The sequence below is a fragment of the Microbacterium sp. GW821-FHT01D02 genome, from assembly GCF_059422585.1.
Map to the genome: position 1 here is coordinate 422,756 of NZ_JBWKXB010000002.1, position 22,254 is coordinate 445,009.

Annotated in this window: 21 protein-coding genes; 9 read left to right on the forward strand and 12 right to left on the reverse strand. The window is 70.7% G+C overall.

From position 1 onward, the window contains the following. Positions 1-27 precede the first annotated feature (27 nt). The 4 genes from AC07VM_RS10810 (at position 28) to AC07VM_RS10825 (ending at position 3,377) form a co-directional block, all read left to right on the forward strand. Entirely contained in the window at positions 28-1,281 is a 1,254-nt protein-coding gene (locus AC07VM_RS10810; protein WP_494911146.1) for an LCP family protein, read from the forward strand. Between the two features lie 29 nt (positions 1,282-1,310). After that, positions 1,311-2,171 (forward strand): spermidine synthase, encoded by an 861-nt coding sequence (locus AC07VM_RS10815; RefSeq protein ID WP_494911148.1) that lies wholly within the window; start codon positions 1,311-1,313, stop codon positions 2,169-2,171. Between the two features lie 143 nt (positions 2,172-2,314). Further along, positions 2,315-2,842: a hypothetical protein gene (locus AC07VM_RS10820; RefSeq protein ID WP_267417446.1), complete on the forward strand. Its 528-nt coding sequence runs from the start codon at positions 2,315-2,317 to the stop codon at positions 2,840-2,842. A 46-nt stretch (positions 2,843-2,888) separates the two neighbouring features. Then, positions 2,889-3,377, forward strand: a complete 489-nt coding sequence (locus tag AC07VM_RS10825; RefSeq protein ID WP_267417445.1) for a SprT-like domain-containing protein — start codon at positions 2,889-2,891, stop codon at positions 3,375-3,377. A 7-nt stretch (positions 3,378-3,384) separates the two neighbouring features. On the opposite strand, the gene AC07VM_RS10830 is transcribed toward AC07VM_RS10825, so the two are convergent. The 11 genes from AC07VM_RS10830 to AC07VM_RS10880 form a co-directional block, all read right to left on the reverse strand. After that, a complete protein-coding gene (locus tag AC07VM_RS10830; RefSeq protein ID WP_494911150.1) occupies positions 3,385-3,882 on the reverse strand; it encodes a DUF3054 domain-containing protein in 498 nt (165 codons plus the stop codon). Positions 3,883-3,968: 86 nt separating this feature from the next. After that, entirely contained in the window at positions 3,969-4,628 is a 660-nt protein-coding gene (locus tag AC07VM_RS10835) for a 2-phosphosulfolactate phosphatase (RefSeq protein WP_494911152.1), read from the reverse strand. 18 nt (positions 4,629-4,646) lie between these two features. Further along, positions 4,647-6,107: an ABC transporter permease gene (locus tag AC07VM_RS10840; protein WP_494911154.1), complete on the reverse strand. Its 1,461-nt coding sequence runs from the start codon at positions 6,105-6,107 to the stop codon at positions 4,647-4,649. Then, positions 6,104-6,865 carry an ABC transporter ATP-binding protein gene (locus AC07VM_RS10845; RefSeq protein WP_267417441.1) on the reverse strand — a complete coding sequence of 254 codons (762 nt, stop codon included), beginning with the start codon at positions 6,863-6,865 and terminating at the stop codon, positions 6,104-6,106. The genes AC07VM_RS10840 and AC07VM_RS10845 overlap by 4 nt, the downstream gene beginning before the upstream one ends. A gap of 87 nt (positions 6,866-6,952) precedes the next feature. Continuing rightward, the gene (locus AC07VM_RS10850; RefSeq protein ID WP_494911156.1) at positions 6,953-7,588 is read right to left on the reverse strand and encodes a response regulator; all 636 of its coding nucleotides are present in this window, start codon (positions 7,586-7,588) and stop codon (positions 6,953-6,955) included. Continuing rightward, the gene (locus AC07VM_RS10855; protein WP_494911157.1) at positions 7,585-8,763 is read right to left on the reverse strand and encodes a sensor histidine kinase; all 1,179 of its coding nucleotides are present in this window, start codon (positions 8,761-8,763) and stop codon (positions 7,585-7,587) included. The genes AC07VM_RS10850 and AC07VM_RS10855 overlap by 4 nt, the downstream gene beginning before the upstream one ends. Before the next feature lie 61 nt (positions 8,764-8,824). Beyond that, positions 8,825-9,616 carry a class I SAM-dependent methyltransferase gene (locus AC07VM_RS10860; RefSeq protein ID WP_494911158.1) on the reverse strand — a complete coding sequence of 264 codons (792 nt, stop codon included), beginning with the start codon at positions 9,614-9,616 and terminating at the stop codon, positions 8,825-8,827. A 23-nt stretch (positions 9,617-9,639) separates the two neighbouring features. Continuing rightward, positions 9,640-10,794: an AMP-binding protein gene (locus AC07VM_RS10865; RefSeq protein WP_494911160.1), complete on the reverse strand. Its 1,155-nt coding sequence runs from the start codon at positions 10,792-10,794 to the stop codon at positions 9,640-9,642. 31 nt (positions 10,795-10,825) lie between these two features. Then, on the reverse strand, positions 10,826-11,746 hold the full coding sequence (locus AC07VM_RS10870; RefSeq protein ID WP_494911162.1) for a 1,4-dihydroxy-2-naphthoyl-CoA synthase: 921 nt from the start codon (positions 11,744-11,746) through the stop codon (positions 10,826-10,828). A gap of 51 nt (positions 11,747-11,797) precedes the next feature. Then, positions 11,798-12,757 (reverse strand): permease prefix domain 1-containing protein, encoded by a 960-nt coding sequence (locus tag AC07VM_RS10875; protein WP_494911163.1) that lies wholly within the window; start codon positions 12,755-12,757, stop codon positions 11,798-11,800. A gap of 1 nt (position 12,758) precedes the next feature. Beyond that, a complete protein-coding gene (locus AC07VM_RS10880) occupies positions 12,759-13,091 on the reverse strand; it encodes a PadR family transcriptional regulator (RefSeq protein ID WP_494911164.1) in 333 nt (110 codons plus the stop codon). Positions 13,092-13,177: 86 nt separating this feature from the next. On the opposite strand from AC07VM_RS10880, the gene AC07VM_RS10885 reads away from it, so the two are divergent. The 3 genes from AC07VM_RS10885 (at position 13,178) to AC07VM_RS10895 (ending at position 16,491) form a co-directional block, all read left to right on the forward strand. Continuing rightward, entirely contained in the window at positions 13,178-14,197 is a 1,020-nt protein-coding gene (locus AC07VM_RS10885; RefSeq protein ID WP_494911165.1) for a GNAT family N-acetyltransferase, read from the forward strand. A gap of 172 nt (positions 14,198-14,369) precedes the next feature. Then, entirely contained in the window at positions 14,370-15,506 is a 1,137-nt protein-coding gene (locus tag AC07VM_RS10890) for a Fic family protein (protein ID WP_494911166.1), read from the forward strand. Between the two features lies 1 nt (position 15,507). Beyond that, positions 15,508-16,491 (forward strand): o-succinylbenzoate synthase, encoded by a 984-nt coding sequence (locus AC07VM_RS10895; RefSeq protein WP_494911167.1) that lies wholly within the window; start codon positions 15,508-15,510, stop codon positions 16,489-16,491. A gap of 41 nt (positions 16,492-16,532) precedes the next feature. Here the strand turns inward: AC07VM_RS10895 and AC07VM_RS10900 are convergent, their stop codons facing one another. After that, the gene (locus tag AC07VM_RS10900) at positions 16,533-17,156 is read right to left on the reverse strand and encodes a TetR/AcrR family transcriptional regulator (RefSeq protein WP_494911169.1); all 624 of its coding nucleotides are present in this window, start codon (positions 17,154-17,156) and stop codon (positions 16,533-16,535) included. 131 nt (positions 17,157-17,287) lie between these two features. Here AC07VM_RS10900 and AC07VM_RS10905 point away from each other — a divergent pair, with 131 nt between their 5' ends. Next, positions 17,288-20,083, forward strand: a complete 2,796-nt coding sequence (locus AC07VM_RS10905) for an MMPL family transporter (RefSeq protein WP_494911170.1) — start codon at positions 17,288-17,290, stop codon at positions 20,081-20,083. Continuing rightward, complete coding sequence (locus AC07VM_RS10910; protein WP_494911171.1) at positions 20,080-22,053, forward strand: YhgE/Pip domain-containing protein; 1,974 nt, start codon at positions 20,080-20,082, stop codon at positions 22,051-22,053. The genes AC07VM_RS10905 and AC07VM_RS10910 overlap by 4 nt, the downstream gene beginning before the upstream one ends. The last annotated feature ends 201 nt before the right edge of the window (positions 22,054-22,254 follow it).

Here is a 22,254-nt window from a genome sequence, read left to right on the forward strand (position 1 = left end):
TCACCCGCCGCCGGTAGGCTCGCCAGCATGCTTCGCCGCGGAGACGATGCCGACCGTTCGACGGTCGCGCGCCATGCGACCCTGCCCACACCCAGCGCCGTCTCGACGCTGCTGAAGTTCCTCGGCATCGCGCTCGGCGTGGTAGCGGTGTCGGCCGTCGCCGTCGCGGCCTTCGTGGTCGTCGATGTGTTCAACCGCGTGGGAGACGGGGCCGTGGCGCTGGAGGGCGCACCCGAGGTCGACCCGCCGGCACTCGGCGCCTACCCGGCCGACAAGTCGTTCAGCATCCTCATCATCGGAACGGACGAGTGCGGGGCGAAGGCCACGGCGCTGTTCGCCGAGCGCTGCTCCGAGGCCGACGGCCTGAGCCGCAACGACGTCAACCTCCTCGTGCACGTGTCGGCGGAGCCGCGCAACGTCACGGTCGTCTCCCTCCCGCGCGACCTCGGCGTCGCGGTCCCGGAATGCACGCGCCCGGACGGCTCGGTCGCCTCGTCGATGTGGAAGGCCTCGATCAACTCCGTCTTCGAGCACGCCGGGCTCTCCTGCGTCGTGAAGACGGTGAGCGAGCTCGGGGACATCCCGATCGAGTACGCCGCCAAGATCAGCTTCGACGGTGTGATGGCCGTCACCGATGCGATCGGCGGCGTCGAGGTCTGCATCGCCGGCGACGGCATCAAGGATCGGCACACCGGCATCGACTGGCCCGCCGGAACGCGCACCGTCTCCGGAGTCGAGGCCCTGCAGTTCATCCGCACGCGGCACGGCGTCGGCGACGAGAGCGACCTCGCGCGCATCTCCAATCAGCAGCAGTACATGTCGCGCCTCGCGAAGAAGGTGCTCAGCGAGGACACGCTGACCGACGTGACGAAGGTCCTCGGCATCGCCGGAGCCATCGCCGACAACATCGACCCGAGCGAATCGCTGAACGACCCGCTGCGTCTCGCCCAGTTCGCCCTCGCGCTCAAGGACGTGCGCTTCAGCGACTTCGTGTTCGTGCAGTACCCGAACGTGGCCGACCCTGACGACGACGACAAGGTGGTGCCGAACGAGGCGGATGCCGAGGCGCTGTGGGCCGCGATCAAGTCGGGGCGGCCGCTCCAGCTGACGGGTGACGTCACGTCGCACCGCGGCGTCGAACTCGTGACCCCGACGCCGGGGGCGACTCCCGCGCCGACGACCGAGGCGACCGCGGCGCCGGAGGTCAGGACGACGCTGCCTCCCGACATCACCGGGCAGACGCTGGAGCAGGAGACCTGCTCGGTCGGCAACCAGCGCTGACCTCCACTCCCGACGCGTAGGCTCGTGCCATGGGCCGGACGAGAGCGCGAGACACCGAGCACCCCGAGGTCCGCCTGGATCACGGCGGAGTCGCCCGCATCGTCCCGTCGGAGTTCACGAGCGGCTTCGAGCTGATCGTCGACGGCACTCCGCAATCGCACGTCGACCTCGACGATCCCACCCACCTGCACTTCGAGTACATCGTGCGCATGGGCGCGGTCATCGACCAGCTCTCGCCGGGACCGCTGACGGCCGTGCACCTCGGTGCCGGTGCGCTCACGATCCCCCGGTACGTCGACGCCACCCGCCCCGGTTCCCGCCAACAGGTCATCGAGCTCGAAGCGCCGCTCGCCCAGCTCGTGCGCGAGCACCTGCCGCTCCCGAAGGGCGCCGCGATCCGCATCCGGATCGGCGATGCGCGCGACGGCGTCCGCAAGCTGCCCAGCGCCCTGCAGGCGAGCTGCGACCTCGTCGTGTCGGACGTGTACTCCGGCGCCCAGACGCCCGCGCACCTCACCAGCGTCGAGTTCTACCGCGAACTCGCCGAACTGCTCGCGCCGGGTGGAGTGCTGCTCGTCAACGTCGCCGACGGCCCGGGGCTCGCCTTCGCCCGCCGTCAGGCCGCGACGATCGCCGAGGTGCTCCCCGAGATCGCCGTCCTCGCCGACACCCAGGTGCTCAAAGGGCGTCGGTTCGGGAACCTCGTGATCGCCGCATCCGCCGCTCCCCTGCCGACCGAGTGGCTGCCGCGGATTCTGGCTGCCGGTCCGCATCCCGCCAAGATCGCACAGGGCGCCGAGGTGGTGGCCTTCATCCAGGGCGCACGGGTCGTCACCGACACCGACGCCGTGGCCTCGCCGCGGCCCGACGCCTCCCTTTTCCTGCGCTGATCCCACCCGATCCGTCCGCTTCGGAGTCGAGCTTCCGAACGCCCTCGGCGTGTCGGAGACGGGATGCGCAGACCAGGGCGCGCCGCCCCGCAGACGGTGCGACCGGAAGGCACACTGGACGGGGACGCTGCGGAAGGAGAGCAATGAGTTTCATCCGGGGATACGACCAGGAGACCCTCCGCGAAGTGGTCGATCTGCACGAGTGCGCGACGCGTCTCGCAGAGATCGAGTCGCAGCGCAGCCTGCCCGCTCTGCTGGAACGGGTCTGGCTGCTGAAGGTGCTCGACCGCCTGGACGAGGCGCTCACGCTGGCCGACGAGACGGTGCGCCAGGCGCGCATGGCCGGCACCCGCAAGGACGTGCTGCGCGCACGAGTGCTGCACGCGACGATCCTGCAGTACCGGGGAGCGCACGCCGCCGCCGAGCAGGAGCTGGACACCTGTGCGACCGAGGCCGAGGGGCAGCGATGGCTGTCGATCGCGGCCTTCGCCTATCAGCACCATGGCAAGAACGCGTATGACGCCGGCGACTTCGAGACGGCTCGGGAGAGCTTCAAGCAGTCGCTGTTCCTGCGCCGCGAGGGCGGTGCGGAAGACAGTGAGCTCGAGACAGCGCTGCTCGCGATCGAGGCCGCCGAGCGGCGTCGTCCCTCGCAGCTCGTCGCGGGCTGAGCCTGTCGTCGACCGCGATGTCGGTCGCATGGCTTAGCCTGAGCGCATGGCGGAACTTGACCGTGTGCGCGTCTGGGGCGAGGCACTGATCACGCTGCATCTCGATGACAGCTGGTCCTTCGGATTCGATCATGCGAAGCGTCGGGCCGGGCAGTGCGACTACACGAAGAAGCGCATCACGGTGTCGCGCTACCTCGCCGCGCGCTTCGACGACGACGAGATCCATCAGGTGCTGCTGCACGAGGTCGCGCACGCGCTCGCCGGGCACGCCGCCGCGCACGGTCCGGCGTGGAAGCGGGTCGCGCATGAGCTCGGCTACGTGGGCGGGACGACGCATCGCGGGGAGACCGCCGTGGAGCTCGCGCCGTGGGTCGGCCGCTGCCCCGCAGGGCACGTGACGTATCGGCACCGTCGCCCGTCGAGGGCCACGTCGTGCGCACGCTGTTCACGCACATTCGATGCCAGGCACCTGTTCGCCTGGACGCGCCGCGAGATCTCGACCGACGCGCGCCTCGCCGCCCAGATGCCGCGCTGACAGCCCGTCAGCGCGCCCGATCCTCCGGGTCGTCGTGCGTCGTGGTGACGTCGGCGTCCGACACGGTGTCGTCCGACACGTCATCGGCGTCTGACGCGTCCGCGGCGTCCGACACGTCTTCGGCGATGCCGGCGTCCGACGTGCCCGCAGCGCGGCGGCGGCGCAGCAGGGCCGTGATCGCGCGCCAGCCGACCAGGAACACCCCGAGCACGATCGTCGCCACGATGATGAACGGCACCTCGGCGGTGTCACCGCTGAGCACGCGGATGAGCATGCCGCCCGCGACCGTCACGACCCACACGACCGTGCCCCACAGCAGCGACCACGGCCGGCGCGGGCGACCGGGGAGCACGGCGGCGAGGAGATGCCCGAGGAGCAGTGCGATCAGGAAGGGCCAGGCGGTGAGCAGGAAGCCGGCGGGGTTCTCGTCGTGCGACGCACGTCCGATCGCGGCGAAGATCAGCACGAGCACGACGTCGACGATGACTGCGGGGAGGTACCTCATGCCACGACCCTACGTGTCCCGAGCCGCACGAGCCCCTGCCCCGCGGCATCCGGCCGAGATCTCCGTGCCGGAACGGACGGCACCACTCACTCAAAGCGGATGAACGAGCCCTCGTCCCGAACCGGCACGACGTCGGTGGCGTCGAGCACGGCGGCATCCGCGGTCGACGTCGGCACCAGCCCGGACTCCTCGATGCGAGCGGTCGACGCGACGCCGACGGCGAGCTCGCGCCCGGATCCGCTCGCACCGATCATGTGTCGCAGCGCACCGCGCAGGGCGCGGAACCCCTCGGCGGCGACGGCCGCATCGGGAGCCGTGTGGTCGATGCCCCGATCCGACAGTGCCAGCACGATCGCTCCCGCGCCGAGCTGATCCTCGACCGCGAACCGCAGCGTCCCGTCGGCGTCGAGCTCACCGGCGGCGATGACCGCGACCGAGGTCCGCTCCTGTCGACGCTCCTGGATCATCTGAACGGCTCGGGCCACCGCGGCCGCGTTGCGGATGCCCCCGACCAGCACGGTGGCGTCCGGAGCGGCGGCCAGGGCCACGGCCGCGCCGTTCCGCGACCATGACGCGGCTGCCTCCAGGCTCACATCGGCGCCGGAGCCGACCGCGTCGATGACCGTGGACGAAAACCGCAGCACGTCCACGACCACGACGATGTCGGCGGGTGCGAGGCGGGCGAGCCCCGCGGTGCCCCAGTCGAGACGGACCTGATACGTGGACTGATCGAACGGCGACGGCATCCGACCAGCCTAGAGGCGTCAGTCCGCGGCGAGCGCCTCGACCGGGGCGACCCTCGTCGCCAGGCGGGTGGGCGTCGCGGCCGCCACCAGCGTGAGCACGGCCGTGGCGACGACGATGATCGCCACCGGGATCCACGGGATCTGCGGAGCCACGAGCCCCGCCGGGATGAAGTCCGGCAGAGTCGGCACCGAGCCGAGCAGCGACTGCGCCGCGATCCAGCCGTACACGACCCCCAGCACGAGTCCCGTGAGTGTCGCCGCCACCGTGATGTGCGTGGCCTCGAGCAGGACCATCCGACGCACCTGGCGGTTGGACAGGCCGATCGACCGCAGCAGTCCCAGCTCGCGGCGACGCTGCACCACACCGATCGTGAGCAGGTTCACCAGCCCGACCGCGGCGATCACGGCGGAGACGGCGACCAGCACCATCATGACGCCTGCGAAGGCGTCCATCGGCGCGAAGAACTCCGCGGGGACCTCCCCCGTGACCTGGCTCATCATCAGACGCTTGGCCGACTCGAGCGCCACGGCGAACATCGTCACCAGGGTCACCCCCATCACCACGCCGATCGCCATCCGGGACGAGCGCTCCGGGTAGCGCAGCGCGTTCTCGGCTGCCAGACGCGAGGTCGCACTAGACCCGAACATGCGACCCACCAGGCGCAGCACCGGGGGCATGAACAGCACCGACCCGAGGGCGAGACCCGTGAACGAGAGCACACCGCCGAAGAATGCGACCACGACGCCGAGCGGGGTCACGAGACCGATGAGCACACCGCCCGCGAGGAGCACGGCCCCCGCGATCAGCAGCACCCAGGCGCCCACATGACGGCCGGGCTTGCCGGAGACCTCGTCGTGCGTGCGCTCGACCGATCCGCCCAGCGCCTGCAGCGGGGTGACCGAGAGCACGCGCCGGGATCCTGCCCAGGCCGCCGCCCACGTGGTGAGGGCGACACCGATCGCCGGCAGCGCGATGAACGGCTGGGCGAGCGAGAAGTCGGAGGGGGCGTTGGCGATCAGCTGCGCGCCGATCTGCACCCCCACCACCGAGAGCACGAGGCCGGCGAGCAGACCGATCGCCGCCCCGAGGAGGCCGACCACGAGTCCCTGCTTCCCGACCTGCGCCCGCTGCGAGCGCGCCGTCGCCCCGATCAGTCGCAGGAGTGCGATCTGGCGGGTGCGGCCGGCGATGATGGTCGAGAACGTGTTCGCGGTGACGATCGCGGCGACGTACATCGCGACGACGGTCAGCAGGACCGAGAGCAGCGCGACGACGAAGGCGAGCGTCTCGCTGTCTCCGATGAAGGGATCGGCCTGCAGCACGGCGCCGATGTACGCGGTGATCTCGACGAGGAGCACACCGAACGCGGCCGACAGCGCCGCGACCAGGATGCTGGCGCCCATGCCGCGATCGCGCAGCCAGCCCAGCCGGGGTCCGGTCGCCCTCGTCTCGGGGACCACCGTGGCGAGCGCGGTCATGCGGCCACCTCCGCGGCGAGCATGTACGCGGAGATCTGCTCGGCGGTCTGACGCGGGTGGTCCGCGACGATCCGGCCATCGCCCAGGTAGAGCACCCGGTCGGCGTGGCTCGCCGCGATCGCGTCGTGCGTGACCATCGCGATGGACTGGCCGTGCTCGCGGCTCGCGGCCGCGAGCAGGCCCAGCACCTCGCGCCCGGTCTTCGAGTCGAGGTTGCCGGTGGGCTCGTCGGCGAACACGAGGTCGGGAGCGGTGGCGAGGGCGCGGGCGATCGCGACGCGCTGCTGCTGACCGCCGGACAGCTGGTGCGGCCGATGGCTCAGGCGCGAGCCGAGCCCGAGGGTCTCGATGAGGCCGTCGATGCGGGCCCGCTCGAGCGCACTCGGGCGACGGCCGTCGAGCTCGAACGGCAGCATGATGTTGCCCAGCGCGTCGAGCGTCGGCACGAGGTTGAAGGCCTGGAAGATGAACCCCACGCGACGGCGGCGCAGGATCGTCATGTCGATGTCACCGAGGCCGGTGATCTCGGTGTCGCCGATCCACGCGCGCCCCTCGGTCGGGCTGTCGAGCCCCGCCATGATGTGCATGAGCGTGGACTTGCCCGAGCCGGAGGGGCCCATGATCGCGGTGAACTGGCCGCGGCGGATGCCCACGCTGACGTCGTCGAGCGCGTGGACGGTGCCCTCGCCCGAGCCGTAGGTCTTCTTCAGGTGCTGGACGCGGGCGGCGAGCCCGAGGTCGGTGGTCGTGATCTCCATGCCTTCGACGCTATTTTCCGGGGCATGTCGGCGTCATCGCCCATCCGGATCATCCGCGTACATCGCAAGGATGATCCCGGCTGCGGGTCAGGCGAGACCGTGCTCGAACGCGAAGACGACCAGCTGCACCCGATCGCGCAGCGCGAGCTTGGTGAGGATGCGACTGATGTGCGTCTTCACGGTCGCCTCGCTCAGGTACTCGCGGCCGGCGATCTCGGCGTTCGAGAGGCCGCGGGCGGCCAGCGCGAAGATCTCCTTCTCGCGGTCCGTGAGCGTGACGTACTGCGGCGGCACCGGCTTGGGCGCCTCGGCGAAGTGCGCGAACAGGTCGCGGGTGGCGGATGCGGCGATCACGCTCGACCCGGAGTGCACGGTGCGGATCGCGGCGAGCAGGAACTCGGGGTCGGCGTCCTTCAGGAGGAAGCCGCTCGCACCCTGCCGGATCGCGCGGGCCGCGGCCTCGTCGAGGTCGAAGGTCGTGAGCATCACGATGCGCGGCGGCTCCGGCCGGGCGAGGATCTCGGCGGTCGCCGTGAGCCCGTCCATGACCGGCATCCGGATGTCCATCAGCACCACATCGGGGCGGGTCGCACCGATCACGTCCAGCGCCTCCCTGCCGTCGCCGGCCTCCCCCACCACGTCGAGGTCGGGCTGCGAGGCGACGAGCATCCGGATGCCGGCACGGAACAGCGCCTGGTCGTCGACGAGCACGACTCTGATCATGCGGAGGCTCCGATCGGGAGAGAGGCGTGGACCACGAACTGCGCCCCTCGGCGCTCGGCTTGCAGACTACCGCCGACCAGCTGCGCCCGCTCGCGCATGCCGATCAGGCCGTGGCCGCCGGGGGCGGTCTCCGCATCGTGCGCGAGCGTGTTCCGCACGTCGATGTCGACCCGGTCCGGGAGCCAGGCGAGGTGCACGTCGACGGTCCCGTCGCCGTGCCGGATGGCGTTCGTGAGCGCCTCCTGGAGGATGCGGTACACCGCGAGCTGGATGGCCCCGGGCGGCTCGCCTGGTGGCATGGGGTCGACCGTGACGCGCGGCTCGATCCCCGCCTGACGCACCTGCGCGAACAGGGCCTCGAGATCGGCGAGCGTCGGCTGCGGGCCGTCGCCCTGCCGGTGCCGGAGCTGGGTGAGCAGCATCCGCACATCGCTCAGCGCCCCGCGCGCGGTCTGCGCGATGGTGCCGAGGGCCTCGGTCGCGACCTCGGGCTTCGCGGCGGCCGCGTATCGGGCGCCGTCGGCCTGGGCGATCACGACGGCGAGGGAATGGGCGACGATGTCGTGCATGTCCCGGGCGATGCGCACCCGCTCCTGCTCCTCGGCGGCGAGCGACTCGGCCTGCAGCTGAGCCGTGCGGGTACTCCGGGCGCGCAGCACGACGCGCCACAGCAACCCGCACACCCACGCGAATCCGAGCGCCATGACGGAGATCGCGAGCAGGAGCGTGCCGGTGGTGACCTTCTCCCACCCGGTGCCCGTGCCGAACGCGACACCGTTCACGATGACCATGTACACGGCCGCGATGAGTCCGCCGAAGAGCGCGGACCCGAATCCCCACCAGAGCACCCGCCGCGTGCCCCAGGCCGCGGTGGCGTAGAGCACGAGCAGGATCGCGACGTCGATCGGGAGCGGCCCGAAACCGGCCAGCATCTGCAGCACGGCGCCCGCCCAGGCGGCGGCGAGCGACAGGCCCGGCGCGAGGCGCCCGATCGCGACGCCGCCGAACATCAGGACACTCGCGACCACGACACCGCCGACCGCGACGCCGCCGATCGCGGTGTTCCCGGTCCCCGGCCCGTAGAACACGAGCGACATCGGCGTGAGGACGAGGAAGAGCAGCGCCGCCCCGACGATGTCGAGGATCAGCGCCGTGCGGGAGAGCGGGCGGATCACTCCCCCACGCTACGCGAGCGCTCCGCCGCGGGCATCCGTCGCGGGATGTATCCCATCGGCGTCAGGCGCGGGCGATGATCTCGCCGTGCGGCACCAGGTACCACCCGTCTCCGTCGTCGGCCCAGCGCTTCCACGCCTCGCTGATCTCCTCCAGATCGGCACGGGTCGCCATGTCGCTGTCGACGAGCTGCCGCGCGAGCGCCGACTCCAGGATGCGGTCCGCCCACATCCCGCCCCACCACGCGCGCTCCTCCGGGGAGGCGTAGCACCAGGTGGAAGCCGTCGCCGTGACGTCCTCGAAGCCCGCAGCACGTGCCCACGACAGCAGCCGTCGTCCGGCATCCGGCTCCCCGCCGTTGGCCCGTGCGGCCGCGCGGTAGAGGGCGAGCCAGCGGTCGAGCTCGGGGAGCACCGGGAACCAGAGGAAGCCCGCGTAGTCCGCGTCGCGCGCGGCGACGATGCCTCCGGGAGCGGTGACGCGACGCATCTCGCGGAGCGCCTGCACCGGGTCACCGACGTGCTGGAGCACCTGATGTGCGTGGACGACGTCGAAGGAGTCGTCGGGGAAGCTCAGCGCATGCACGTCCTCGACCGAGAAGGCGAGGTTCGTGAGGCCGCGGTCCGCCGCAAGGGACCGGGACAGCGACAGGGCATTCTCGTCGATCTCGGTGGCCGTCACATGCCCCACGATGCCGGCGAAGTCGACCGTGATGCTGCCGGGGCCCGCACCGACGTCGAGAAGTCGCGTCGTGGCCGTGAGGTGCGGGCGGAGGTACTCCGCGGAGTTCGCGATGTCGCGCACGTTGTGCGACCGGAGGACGGATTCGTGGTGTCCATGCGTGTACGAGGCCATGCGCTTCATTCTGGCAGGAGCGCTCAGTGCAGCTCGGCGACCATGCGACGGATCGCATCGCGATCGGGCTTGCCGGAGGACAGCACCTCGATCTCGTCCACCATGATCAGGCGCGACGGGCGCGCATGCCTGCCGAGCTCGTCCTCCACGGCCTCGCGCGCGTGGGCGAGCTGCTCGGATTCGCTGCGGCGGAGCACCTCGCCCCGCGCGGCGACGATCACGGAGGCCTCGCCCCAGCGCTCGTCGTCCACCCCGACCACGACCGCCTCGTGCAGCCCTGCGATCCGCCGGACGATGCGCTCCACCCGGTCCAGCGAGATGTTGATCCCCCCGGAGACGATCACGTTGTCGGCCCGGCCGTGCACCCGCACCACCCCCTCCTCGACGATCCCGAGGTCGCCGGTGCGGTACCAGCGGATGCCGTGCTCGTCACGGACGAAGGTGCGCGCGGTCAGCGACCCGTCACCGAGGTACCCCTCGGCGAGCATCGGGCCGGCGATGCGCAGCTCACCGTCGACGGTGCGCACTCCGACCGTGTCGAGCGGCACCCCGTCGTAGACGCAGCCGCCGCTGGTCTCGGTCGAGCCGTAGGTGCGGACCAGCCGCGCACCGAGGTCGGCCGCCCGCTCCCGCAGCGGTTCGGGGAGCGACTGCCCACCCACGAGGATCGCCCGATACGCCCGTAGCGCGGCCCGCACCGCGGTGTCGTCCGCCGCGTCGAGCAGGGTCGCCACCTGAGCGGGGACGAGCGAGGTGAAGAGCTCCGGTACGCCCGCGCCCGCCGCCGGCCGCAGCATCGCGAGCGTCGCCTCGGCGAAGGACATCGGGGAGAACCGGCCGTCCAGCTGCGCGGGCTCCGTGCCTGCCAGGATCGAGCGCACCACGACCTGCAGCCCCGCGACGTAGCCCGCGGGGAGGGCGAGCAGCCAGCGTCCGCTGCCGATCCGTGCCGCCGTGGCCTCGGCGCTCGCGCGCAGCGCCTCGCCACTCAGGGCCACCCGCTTCGGGATGCCGCTCGACCCCGAGGTCGCGATCACGGCCGCGATGCCGTCCGCCACGTTCGCCGGAGCCCCGGCCAGCATGCCGAGGCCGAGGGCCGGGCCGCCGTCGAGGGCGCGCTGCAGCACGTCGCGGAGCTGCGCCGGATCTTCGGCATCCGTGGGGATCAGGGCGGTCATGCGCGTCTCCGACTCCGTGTGCCCGAGGGGTTCAGTAGTGCCAGGGGAAGGAGGACCAGTCGGGGTCGCGCTTCTCGAGGAACGAGTCGCGGCCCTCGACGGCCTCGTCGGTGCCGTAGGCGAGGCGGGTGGCCTCCCCCGCGAAGACCTGCTGGCCGACCAGCCCGTCGTCGACCGCGTTGAAGGCGAACTTCAGCATGCGGATCGCGGTGGGCGACTTGGTCAGCACGGTGCGGGCCATCTTCAGGGCCTCGCGCTCGAGCTCGGCGTGCGGCACCACGCGGTTGACGGCGCCCATCTCGTAGGCGCGCTGGGCGGAGTACTCCTCGGCGAGGAAGAACACCTCGCGCGCGAACTTCTGTCCGGTCTGGCGGGCCATGTACGCAGAGCCGTATCCGGCGTCGAAGCTGCCCACGTCGGCATCCGTCTGCTTGAAGCGGGCCTCCTCCGCCGACGCGATCGTGAGGTCGCACACCACGTGCAGGGAGTGCCCGCCACCGGCCGCCCACCCCGGCACGACGGCGATGACGACCTTGGGCATGAAGCGGATCAGGCGCTGCACCTCGAGGATGTGGAGGCGTCCGACCGCCGCGCGGCTCGCTCCGTCGACGATCGCCGTCTCGGCATCGGAGTACTTGTACCCGTCGCGACCCCGGATGCGCTGGTCGCCGCCGGAGCAGAATGCCCAGCCGCCGTCCTTCTGGCTCGGGCCGTTGCCGGTGAGCAGCACGGCGCCGACGCGGGCGTCCTGGCGGGCGATGTCGAGAGCGCGATAGAGCTCGTCCACCGTGTGCGGCCGGAACGCGTTGCGCACCTCCGGACGGTGGAACGCGATGCGCGCGACCCCGCCGTCGCGCGAGACGTGCGCCGTGATGTCGGTGTAGTCCTCGGCACCGGGCGCGAGCACCCACTCGGCCGGGTCGAACAGGTCGGAGACGAAGGCATCGGTCACGGCATCCAGCCTATTCCTCGCGGTCTCCCCGGCACACGGCACGCGCCGCAGTCAGATGCGACGGGCGCGCCAGGTCTTCATCCACCCGTCGACGATGGTCCACACCTGGACGGCGACGATGCCGACGCCGGTGATCACCGCGAGGACGCGCAGCGTGTCGGCCTCCACACCGTTGTCGGAGAACGCGAACTGCACGAACTCCGGGTTCAGCAGCTCGCCCTGCACCAACAGCGTCACCGCCCAGACGGCGAAGGCGATCGAGAGCGCGGTGTTGACGACGGCGAGTCCGACCGTCCACCTCCGGCGGACGTACACGGCGACGGCCAGGAGAGCATCGGCGACCATGATCCCGAGGAGCACGATCATCCCCCACGGCCAGAGCCCGGGGTTCAGAACCGGGATCGGGTCGCCGCCGGTCGGGAAGAAGCCGCGCGTCGCGTCCCATAGCACCGCGCCGATGAGGATGCCCACGAACACGAGCGAGGCGATCATGTCGCTGCGCGCGGCTCCGTTCTCGGTCGGCGTGGGCAGCTGGTCGACGTCCCACTTCTCCCCCGTGTCGGCGCCGGTGCGCTCCAGCACGACGAAGACCAGGGTCACCCAGAAGCACACGTGCACCACGACCGAGATGGTGACGGCGACGATCGTCCCGATCACCTCTCCGACGGTCGCGCCCTCGATGAGCTTCGCGATCGCGACGCCGAACGCGGCACAGGCCGGAACGATGATCAGCAGCAGCTTCAGCAGCCGCCACCAGATCAGGTAGTAGCGGGGTCCGAGCAGGTGCAGCGGGCGATCGGCGTAGCCCGCAGCGAGGATGCCGGGGTCGCCGAGCTCCCTCAGGACCGCACGCTCGGCGGTCTCGGGCGCCTCGCCCTGCTCGACCCGTGCCTCGATCGCGTCGGCGATGGAGGCTTCGAGTTCGGCGCGGACGTCGGCCTGAGCGGTGGGGCGGAGGCTGCGGATCGTCGCACTGATGTATCGCTCGGTGAGCGAAGTCGTCGTCGTCATGTCAGATCTCCTCGGAGGTGAGGGTCGCGATCGCCGTGGTGAGGGATCGCCATTCGTCGGTGAGGGTGTCGGCGAGGCGGATGCCGGCATCCGAGGTGCGGTAGAACTTGCGGGGTCGAGCCTCGTCGGTGTTCCACTCGCTCGTGAGGTACTCCTGCTTCTCCAGCCGGCGAAGCAGCGGATACAGCGTGTTCGCGTCGGTCGCGAAGCCGCGCTGCTCCAACTGCTCGAGCAGCCCGTAGCCGTAGCCCGGCGTGCGCAGCAGCTGCAGACACGCGAGCACCACGGTGCCGCGCCGCAGTTCCTGCAGGTGCGTGTCGAGGACTTCGTTCATGTTCGTCACATTACTGTGTTTCACACACCATTGTCAATCACACGTCGATGGGTGACTCCAGAAACCCGACGGCGTAGCGTGGAGACATGACGATCGAGATCGCGCGCATCGATCCCTTCGACGCCGACGCCGTGGACGCCTGGTGGGACGCCTATGCCGCCGCCGAGCGCGCGGACCGCGGGCAGGACACTCCCGTCTGGACGCGGGAGGAGAGCCGCAGCGAGTTGCAACAGGAGTCGCAGGTCGTCGAGCGCCGCGCGTTCCTGGTGCGCGACGGCGAGGTCGTCGTGGGATCGGCGTCGCTCGCACTCCCCCAGAAGGACAACACCCACATCGCGCACCTCGCGATCGACGTGCCGCCCGAGCATCGTCGGCGCGGCATCGGATCCGCAGCCCTCGCCTTCCTCGAGCAGGAGGCGACGGCCGACGGGCGCACCACCCTGCAGGGGAGCACCTCCTGGCGCTACGAACTCGGCACGGACGGCGCCGGGGCCCCCGGCCGCGAGTTCGCCCGCCGACACGGATACGCGCTCGCACTCGGGGACGTGCAGAACCGTCTCACCCTCCCCGTCGACCTGGCACTGCTCGACCGCGTCGAGGCGGACATCGCCGCCGCGACCGGCGGGTACGAGCTCCGCAGCTGGATCGGCCCGGTGCCGGACGACGTGGTGGAAGGCTGGGCGATCCTCGACGCCGCGGTCGAGACGGAAGCCCCCAGCGGCGACCTCGACATCGAACCCGCGAAGCCCGACGTCGCCGCCATCCGGGAACAGGAGGAGCTCCTGGGCCGGCAGCATCGGACGTCGATCGGCACGGTCGCCGTCACGCCGAAGGGCGAGGCCGCCGCCTACACGCAGCTGGTGATCTCCGGTGACGACGGCAACGCGTACCAATGGGGCACGCTCGTGCGCACGTCCGACCGCGGCCACCGGCTCGGCACCGCCGTCAAGCTCGCGAACCTCCGACTGCTGCAGCACGAGGCCCCGCAGGTCCCGGCGGTGTACACCTACAACGCCGAATCCAATGCGCACATGCTCGCCGTGAACACGCTGCTCGGATTCGTGCCGACCGAGCGGATGGGCGAACTGCAGAAGCGCCTGGGCTGAGCGTCCGACGACTCACCCGCCCGGCGGGCGCAAGAAACGCTCACCGCCCGAGCAAATTCTTCAAGGCGCGCAAAAGCGCAAGTTCCGCATGAAACAAGGGATCCACCTGCACTTCCGGCAAGAAGTCTGACAGAATCAGAGAAAGTTCCTGCGGCGGATCGGAGAAGTCTCGATGACCGACCTGTACCGGCTGCCGCAGCCCGCGTTCGATTCCGAACTCGTCCCGTTGCTCTTCGAGATCGAGCGTCTTCGCGCCGACGTCGGCGTCGGTACGGCGCACCGCGAGATCGTCTCGGAGCTGCATCTGCTCTTCGACACCGTGATGAGCGTGATCTCCGCCCGCATCGAAGGCAACCACACGACCGTTTACGAGGCCGTCGAGGCCATGGGCGAAGCGGGAACGCGAAACCTCGCCGACCATCTCAGCGAGATCTCCAACATCGTCGAGGCCGTGCGTCACCTCGACTCTCTCGATCCTCGCCACCCACTCACCCACCGTCTCCTCCGAGACCTGCACACGAGGACCGTCGACGGCCTCGCCCGCGAAGGGGATCCGACGCCCGGGGCCTATCGCGATCAGGAGGTCGCGATCGCCGGCTCCGCCCACGTCCCTCCCTCCTGGGTCACCGTGCACGCGGAGATGTCGGACCTGCTCGACTTCGCGAACGCCGAGCGACCGATGCACGAGCAGATGATGCAGATCGCGCTCGCCCATCACCGCTTCGTCTGGATCCATCCGTTCCGCAACGGCAACGGTCGCGTCTCGCGCCTCTTCACGTATGCCATGCTGCGGAAGACGGTGTTCGCGACCGGCGGCTACAGCGCCCTGAATCCCGCCGCGGTCTTCGGCAACGATCGATCCGCCTACATCGCCGCCCTCGAATCCGCCGACTCGCTGGAGGAGGAGGGCACGGTCGCCTGGATCACCTTCTTCGCCCGCGGGATCCGGGACGACCTTGCCCGCCTCGTCCGCCTGCATGACCAGGCATTCGTCGAGTCCGAGCTCGTCGGTCCCGCCCTGGCGCAGATGACCCGAGACGGAGCCATCGATCGTGGGGACGAAGCGGCTCTGCGCGCGGTCCTGGCCACCGGTGTGGTGAAGGCCGGCGACCTCGAATCGGCGATCCCCGGCACCGCCTCGCAGCGCTCCCGGCGCATCCGCAGTCTCCTCGATCGCGACCTGCTCCGACAGGCGGCGGACGGCCCCCGCTTCTACCTCCTCTCACTGAGTCGAGGCCCCCTGGCAACACGTCTCATCCGACGCCTCAACGAACTGGGGCACCTCCCCAAGATCCTGGAGAACGATTGACATGATCCCGCCGCTCGCAGACCTGCTCGACTCGGCCAGGGTCGTCGCCCTCCCGATGCACAGTCGCTTCCGCGGCGTCGACGTGCGGGAGGCGCTTCTCTTCGAGGGGCCGGAGGGGTGGGCGGAGTTCTCCCCGTTCACGGAATACGAAGACGCCGAGGCCGCCACCTGGCTCGCCGCGGCGATCGACTACGCGTGGCGTCCGCAGCCGGCGCCGCTGCGTGACCGGATCGGCGTGAATGCGACGGTCCCGGCGATCGATGCCGCACGGGTCCCCGAGCTGCTGGCGCGGTTCGCGGGGTGCCGCACGGCCAAGGTCAAGGTCGCCGAGCCGGGGCAGACGCTCGCCGACGACGTCGCCCGCGTCCGTGCGGTGCGCGAGGCGATGGGCCCGGAGGGGCGCATCCGCGTCGATGCGAACGGCGCCTGGAACGTCGACGAGGCCGAGCACGCGGTGCACGCCCTGGGCGAATACGACCTGGAGTACGTGGAGCAGCCGTGCGCGACGGTGCCGGAGCTCGCCGATCTGCGTCGGCGCGTGAAGCACATGGGCATCCCGGTGGCCGCCGACGAGAGCGTGCGCAAGTCGTCCGATCCGCTCGCCGTGGCCCGCGCGGGCGCAGCCGACCTCCTCGTCGTCAAGGCCCAGCCGCTCGGCGGTGTCACGCACGCACTGCAGATCGTCACGGCCGCGGGACTCCCGGTCGTCGTGTCGAGCGCACTGGACACCGCGATCGGACTGTCCCAGGGCGCCGCTCTCGCTGCCGCGCTCCCGACGCTCGACTACGACTGCGGGCTCGGGACGGCGTCACTCTTCCTCGACGACGTGGCCGACCGGCGCCCGGTCGACGGCTCGATCCCGGTCGGCCGGGTGACGCCGGACGCGGATGCCCTCACCCGCCTGGCCGCATCCGACGAGCGCCGTGAATGGTGGATCGCCCGACTCGCACGCTGCCACTACGAACTGGCGGCCGCCGCGAACTGAGTCGGTGGGCCTCTCCGCCCTCCACCCGGTGGTCTTGCGGACTACTGCTCGATGAGCAGTTGCACCAGACGGCCGAGCTCTTCGCCACCGGAGTGCCGCAGCTGCGCGTCATCCTGGCCGGCCATGGCGCCGCGCACCGTCATGCCCTCCCAGATGATCATGAGCATGCGAGCTGCCGTCTCGGCCGGAAGGCGAAGGCGCAGCAGGCCGGCAGTGACGATGTCGTCGACGATCTGCGCAATGCTCGAGACCATCTCGCGCTCCTGCATGAGGTAGGCCTCGCCGAACTTCGCGTCGCGCAGCGCTCGGATGCGGATCTCGCTGAGCAGCATGACACCGAGACGGTCGTCTCCGCCGAGCTCCATGATCTGCTGCACGAGGTCGATCGGATCGCACCCCTCGACCAGGGCACCGGCGGCCGTCAGCTCCTCGACGCGGGTGCGCACCGCGCTCACGCGGACATCGGAGACGCTCGCGGCGAGCATGAGGAACAGCTCGTCCTTGGATTCGAAATTGGAGTAGAACGCGCCACGGGTGAAGCCGGCGCGCTCGCACACCGCCTCGACGGACGCGCCGTCGAGGCCGACCTCGGCGAAGACCTGGGCCGCCGCTTCGAGCAGGCGGGCCCGCGTGTTCTCTCGGCTGCGGGTTGCGGGTATCGACATCGAAACCTCCTGACCCCTCACTCTCGCATGATTCACACCCCGCACACAGGCTGAGCCGGGCGGGTCACCTTACGATACATCTATGTATTGGATACACCTGTGTATCCACCCCGTACCCTTCGGAGGAACGCGTGTCCACACTCCTGTCCTCGCTCGGACGCTGGTCCTTCCGGCACCCCTGGCGAGTCCTCGTGTCCTGGCTGCTCGCGCTCGGCATCGCCGGCGCCGGAGCACTCGTGCTGGGGGCGGGCACCGACAACACCTTCTCCATCCCCGGCACCGAATCGCAGGCCGGACTCGAGCAGCTCTCCCGCTCCTTCCCGCAGGTGAGCGGGACGAACGCCCAGTTCATCGTGGTGGCCGCCGACGGCGACAAGATCACGGATGACGACTACCGCGATCACATCGAGGATGCCGTCGACGAGCTGGGCGACCTCGACGGCGTGCTCGCGGCCACCTCGCCGTACGACGAGATGGTCAGCGGCATGATCAACGAGGACGACACCGCGGCGATCGTCCGCGTGCAGTTCGACGGCGAGTCCACCGACGTCTCCGACGACACGAAAGACGCACTGCGCACCGTCGTCAGCGACCTCGACTCCGAGCTCCCCGCGGGTTCGCAGACCTCGCTCGGCGGCGACCTGTTCGCGATCTCGATCCCCGGTGTCACGCTCACCGAGGCCGTCGGACTGCTGATCGCGCTCCTCGTCCTGATCGTCACGTTCCGCTCCTTCGTCGTGGCAGGACTCCCGCTGCTCACCGCCATCCTCGGCGTCGGCATCTCGATGGCCGGCATCTTCACCGCGACCGCGTTCGCCACGGTCTCCTCGACCACCCCGCTGCTGGCGCTCATGCTCGGCCTCGCCGTCGGCATCGACTACGCGCTGTTCATCATGGCCCGACATCAGGACCAGGTCCGCGAGGGGGTCGATCCGGAGGAGTCCGCCGCTCGCGCAGTCGGCACCGCAGGGTCCGCCGTGGTCTTCGCCGGCGTCACCGTGCTCATCGCGCTCATCGGCCTCGGGTTCGCGGGCATCCCGTTCCTCACCACGATGGGCATCGCGGCCTCCGTCGCCGTGGCCGTCGCCGTCGCGATCGCCGTCACGCTCACCCCGGCGCTCCTCGGCTTCGTGAAGGGCCGGGTCGTGGGCCGACCGAAGCGCGCCCCGAAGGCGAAGAAGAAGAGCGCGAAGGACAGCTCCGGGGACGCGCCCGCCGCTCCGGTCCGCGTCGCGGGCAGCACCCGCTGGGTGAACGGCGTCACCAAGCGCCCGATCCTGGTGTCGCTCGCGGTCGTGATCGGCCTCGGCATCGTGGCCGTCCCCGCGCTGAGCCTGAACCTCGCGCTCCCCAACGCCGGCGTGCTCCCGAAGGACTCCGAGGCACGGCAGACCTACGACCTCGTGGGCGAGCAGTTCGGCCCCGGGTTCAACGGACCACTGATCCTCACCGGAACGATCGTCACCTCCACCGACCCGCTCACCCTGATGGAAGACCTCGGGGATGCCGTCGAGAAGATCCCCGGCGTGAAGGAGGTCGCACTCGCGACCCCGAACGAGACCGCGGACACCGGCATCGTGCAGATCATCCCGGAGACCGCCCCGGACGACCCGGCGACCGCCGACCTCGTGCGCGAGCTGAGGAGCCACCACGACGAGTGGCTCGAAGAGTTCGGCATCGACCTCAAGGTCACCGGATTCACGGCCGTCGGCATCGACATCTCCGATCAGCTCGGCCACGCACTGCTGCCGTTCGGCATCTTCGTCATCGGCCTCTCGCTGATCCTGCTGACCATCGTGTTCCGCTCGCTCTGGGTGCCGATCACCGCGGCCGCCGGATACCTGCTCTCGATCGTCGCCGCCTTCGGTGTGGTCGGTGCCGTGTTCGAGTGGGGCTGGTTCGCCGACCTGCTGCACGTCGCCAAGGTCGGACCGATCATCAGCTTCATGCCGATCATCCTGATGGGCGTGCTGTTCGGGCTCGCGATGGACTACCAGGTGTTCCTCGTCTCCCGCATGCGTGAGGATTTCGTGCACGACCCGGATTCGAAGAGCCCGGATCGCGCGAAGCGCCGCGCCGCAGCCCTGCGCACCGTGCGCAGCGGGTTCACCGGCTCAGCCAAGGTCGTCACCGCGGCGGGTCTCATCATGTTCGCGGTGTTCGTGGCCTTCGTCCCTGAGGGTGACTCGTCCCTGAAACCCATCGCGCTCGGACTCGCCGCCGGTATCGCGATCGACGCCTTCCTCGTGCGGATGACGCTCATCCCCGCCCTCATGGCGATCCTCGGCGAGCGCGCCTGGGAGCTCCCGCGCTGGCTGGAGAAGATCCTTCCCCGCGTCGACGTCGAAGGCGAGGCCGTGGAGCGCGAACGCCATCTGGCCGAGTGGCCGGGCGACGGGTCCGTGGTCGCCGCCGACAGCCTCGAGATCAGCGCGGATGCGCCCCTCGTCGAGGATCTGACGATGCGCATCCCGAACGGCGGCGCGGTCATCGCGACCGGCGGCGACCTACGGACGCGTCGGGCTCTGGCCCTCACGATCGCGGGACGCCTGACGCCGACGGACGGACGGCTCCGCGTCGCGGGCCACCTGCTCCCCGGACGCGCCGCCTGGGTGCGATCGCACGTCGGCTGCGTCCTGGTCGACGACGCGGATGCCGCACTCGCCGACCTGGCCGAGGCCCTGCGCGGGAAGTCGCAGATCGTCGTGATCGACGGCCTCGACCGCTTCTCGGGTGGCCAACGCGACCAGGCGACGGCGATGCTGCGAGATGCCGCAGCCTCCCGATCGCTCGCGGTGTTCGCCACCGCCTCCGACGCCGACTCGGCACGGACCACTCTCGCCGAGGCCGGCTGGCCCGACGCACAGACTCTCGACACGCGCGCTCCTCGCCGGAGCACCGCAGAATCCACCGAGGTGACCGCATGACCCTCCCCATCGAGCGCGCGCGCTCCCGCAAGCCCATCACGTGGCTGACCATCCTCGGCGTGCTGCTGCTGCCGGCGGCGGTCGGCGGCATCCTGGTCGCGGCCCTGCAGAACCCGACCGAGCGCCTGGACTCGATGACCGCGGCCATCGTCAACCTCGACGAGCCCGTGACCATCGACGGGCAGATGACCCCGCTCGGACGTCAGCTCGCCTCCGGACTCGTGGAGGGCTCGGACGACCTGGATTCCAACCTCACGTGGGTGATCTCCAACAAGGACGACGCCGCCGACGGACTCGCCGACGGCTCGTACCAGGCCGTCATCACGATTCCGGAGGACTTCTCCGCGGCGGCGACCTCGGCCGGTCAGGCGATCTCCGACGGTGGCGGCAAGGCCGAGAAGGCGACCATCACCGTGACCACCCCGGACGACGGGCTCGTCGCGGACGACCTCATCACGGGGCAGATCGCCGACGTCGCCGCCTCGACCATGGGCACCATGCTCACCGAGGCGACGACCGAGAACATCCTCGTCGGGTTCACCACGATCGGCGACCAGATCGGCGATGCGGCGGACGGCGCGCTCAAGCTCGCGAACGGCGCGCGGGATGCCGCGACCGGCGCGGCCGCGATCCCGGACGGCGCCACCAAGCTGGCCTCCGGCGCAGGACAGATCGGGACGGGCGCCTCGTCGCTCGCGACCGGTCTCGACACGATCGCGGGCAAGACCCGCGAGGCCGCGGATGGTGCGGCACAGATCGGGTCCGGGCTGACCGCCGGCGGAACGAAGCTGCAGGGAAGCGTCGCCGACGTGCAGAAGCTCGTGGGCGGAATTCAGGGCGCCTCGGCATCCGCGAAGTCGGCGGCATCGGGCTCGGCCGCGCTCGCGCAGAAACTGGCCGGACTGGCGGATACCGCATGCGCCACTCCGGTGACGGACCAGGCGCAGTGCGATCTGCTCACCTCCCTCCGAGACGATGCGGGCGCCGTGGCGACGAACGCCGGGACCACATCCGGAATCCTCAACGACCCGAAGGTCGCCGGTGGCGTCGGCGCCCTCCCGGGCACGTTCACCACGCTGGCATCGAGCATGACCCAGGCCGGGGCCGGGGCCACGCAGCTCGCGGGCGGCCTCACCCAGCTCGCCGACCAGGGCATCGGCGCATCCGCGACCGGCGCTCGCGGCCTCGCCTCCGGTGCGACCCAGCTGTCCGAGGGCGCCACCGCTCTCGCCGACGGCACGACCGAGCTCGCGACCGGGCTCGACACCCTGGCGACCGGAACGGGTGACCTCGCGGGTGGGCTGCGCACGGCATCCGACTCGCTCCCCTCGTTCAGCGACAGCGACTCGAAGTCCCTCGCCACGGTGATCGCCGACCCGGTGTCGTCGAACTCGTCGATGAACACGATCTTCGGGCCGACCGCCATTCCCCTGCTCGCGGCCGTCGTGCTGTGGTTCGGCGGGCTCGCGACGTTCGTGGTGATGCGCGCCCACACGGCGCGCACCCTGACCTCCCGTCGCTCGTCCGCGATGCTCACGCTGCGGGCGTTCGCGCCGGCGGCACTGATCGGCGCCGGACAGGGTCTGCTGGTGTCGCTCATCGTGCAGATCGTGGCGAGCTATGACGCGGGAACCTGGTGGGCCTTCGCGGGAACGGCCGTGCTGGCCGGCGTGGTCTTCGCCGCGGTGAACCAGGCGCTGGTCGCGCTGTTCGGTGGTGTCGGACGATGGATCTCCGCCCTCATCGGCGTGCTGGCCGTCGCGACCGGGCTGATCTCCACCGTGCCCGACTGGCTGGCCGGCATCGGAGCGGCGCTGCCGACGGCCCCCGCGTTCGCGGGCCTGATCGCCGGGAGCGGCTCCGCAGTGGCGGCGCTGGTGGTCTGGGGCGTGCTGTCCCTCGTGGCCACCACGCTCGCCGTGACCATGCGTCGCACGACCTCGGTTCAGGCGGTGCTCGCCACCGCCTGACCCGCACCTCTCCGGCCAGAACGGAGAGCATCCGCCCTCGGCCCGGCGCGTCAGCACACGACGCGCCGGGCCGAGGGCTTTCTCTCCGGGTTTCGGCACCGCCCCGCCTCAGCCATGGTCCCCCACCGTCCAAGCCGCAGCGCCCGGACGCACGAGACCCGCCCGCGCAGGTCAGCGCGGACGGGTCTCGGTGTCACCCGA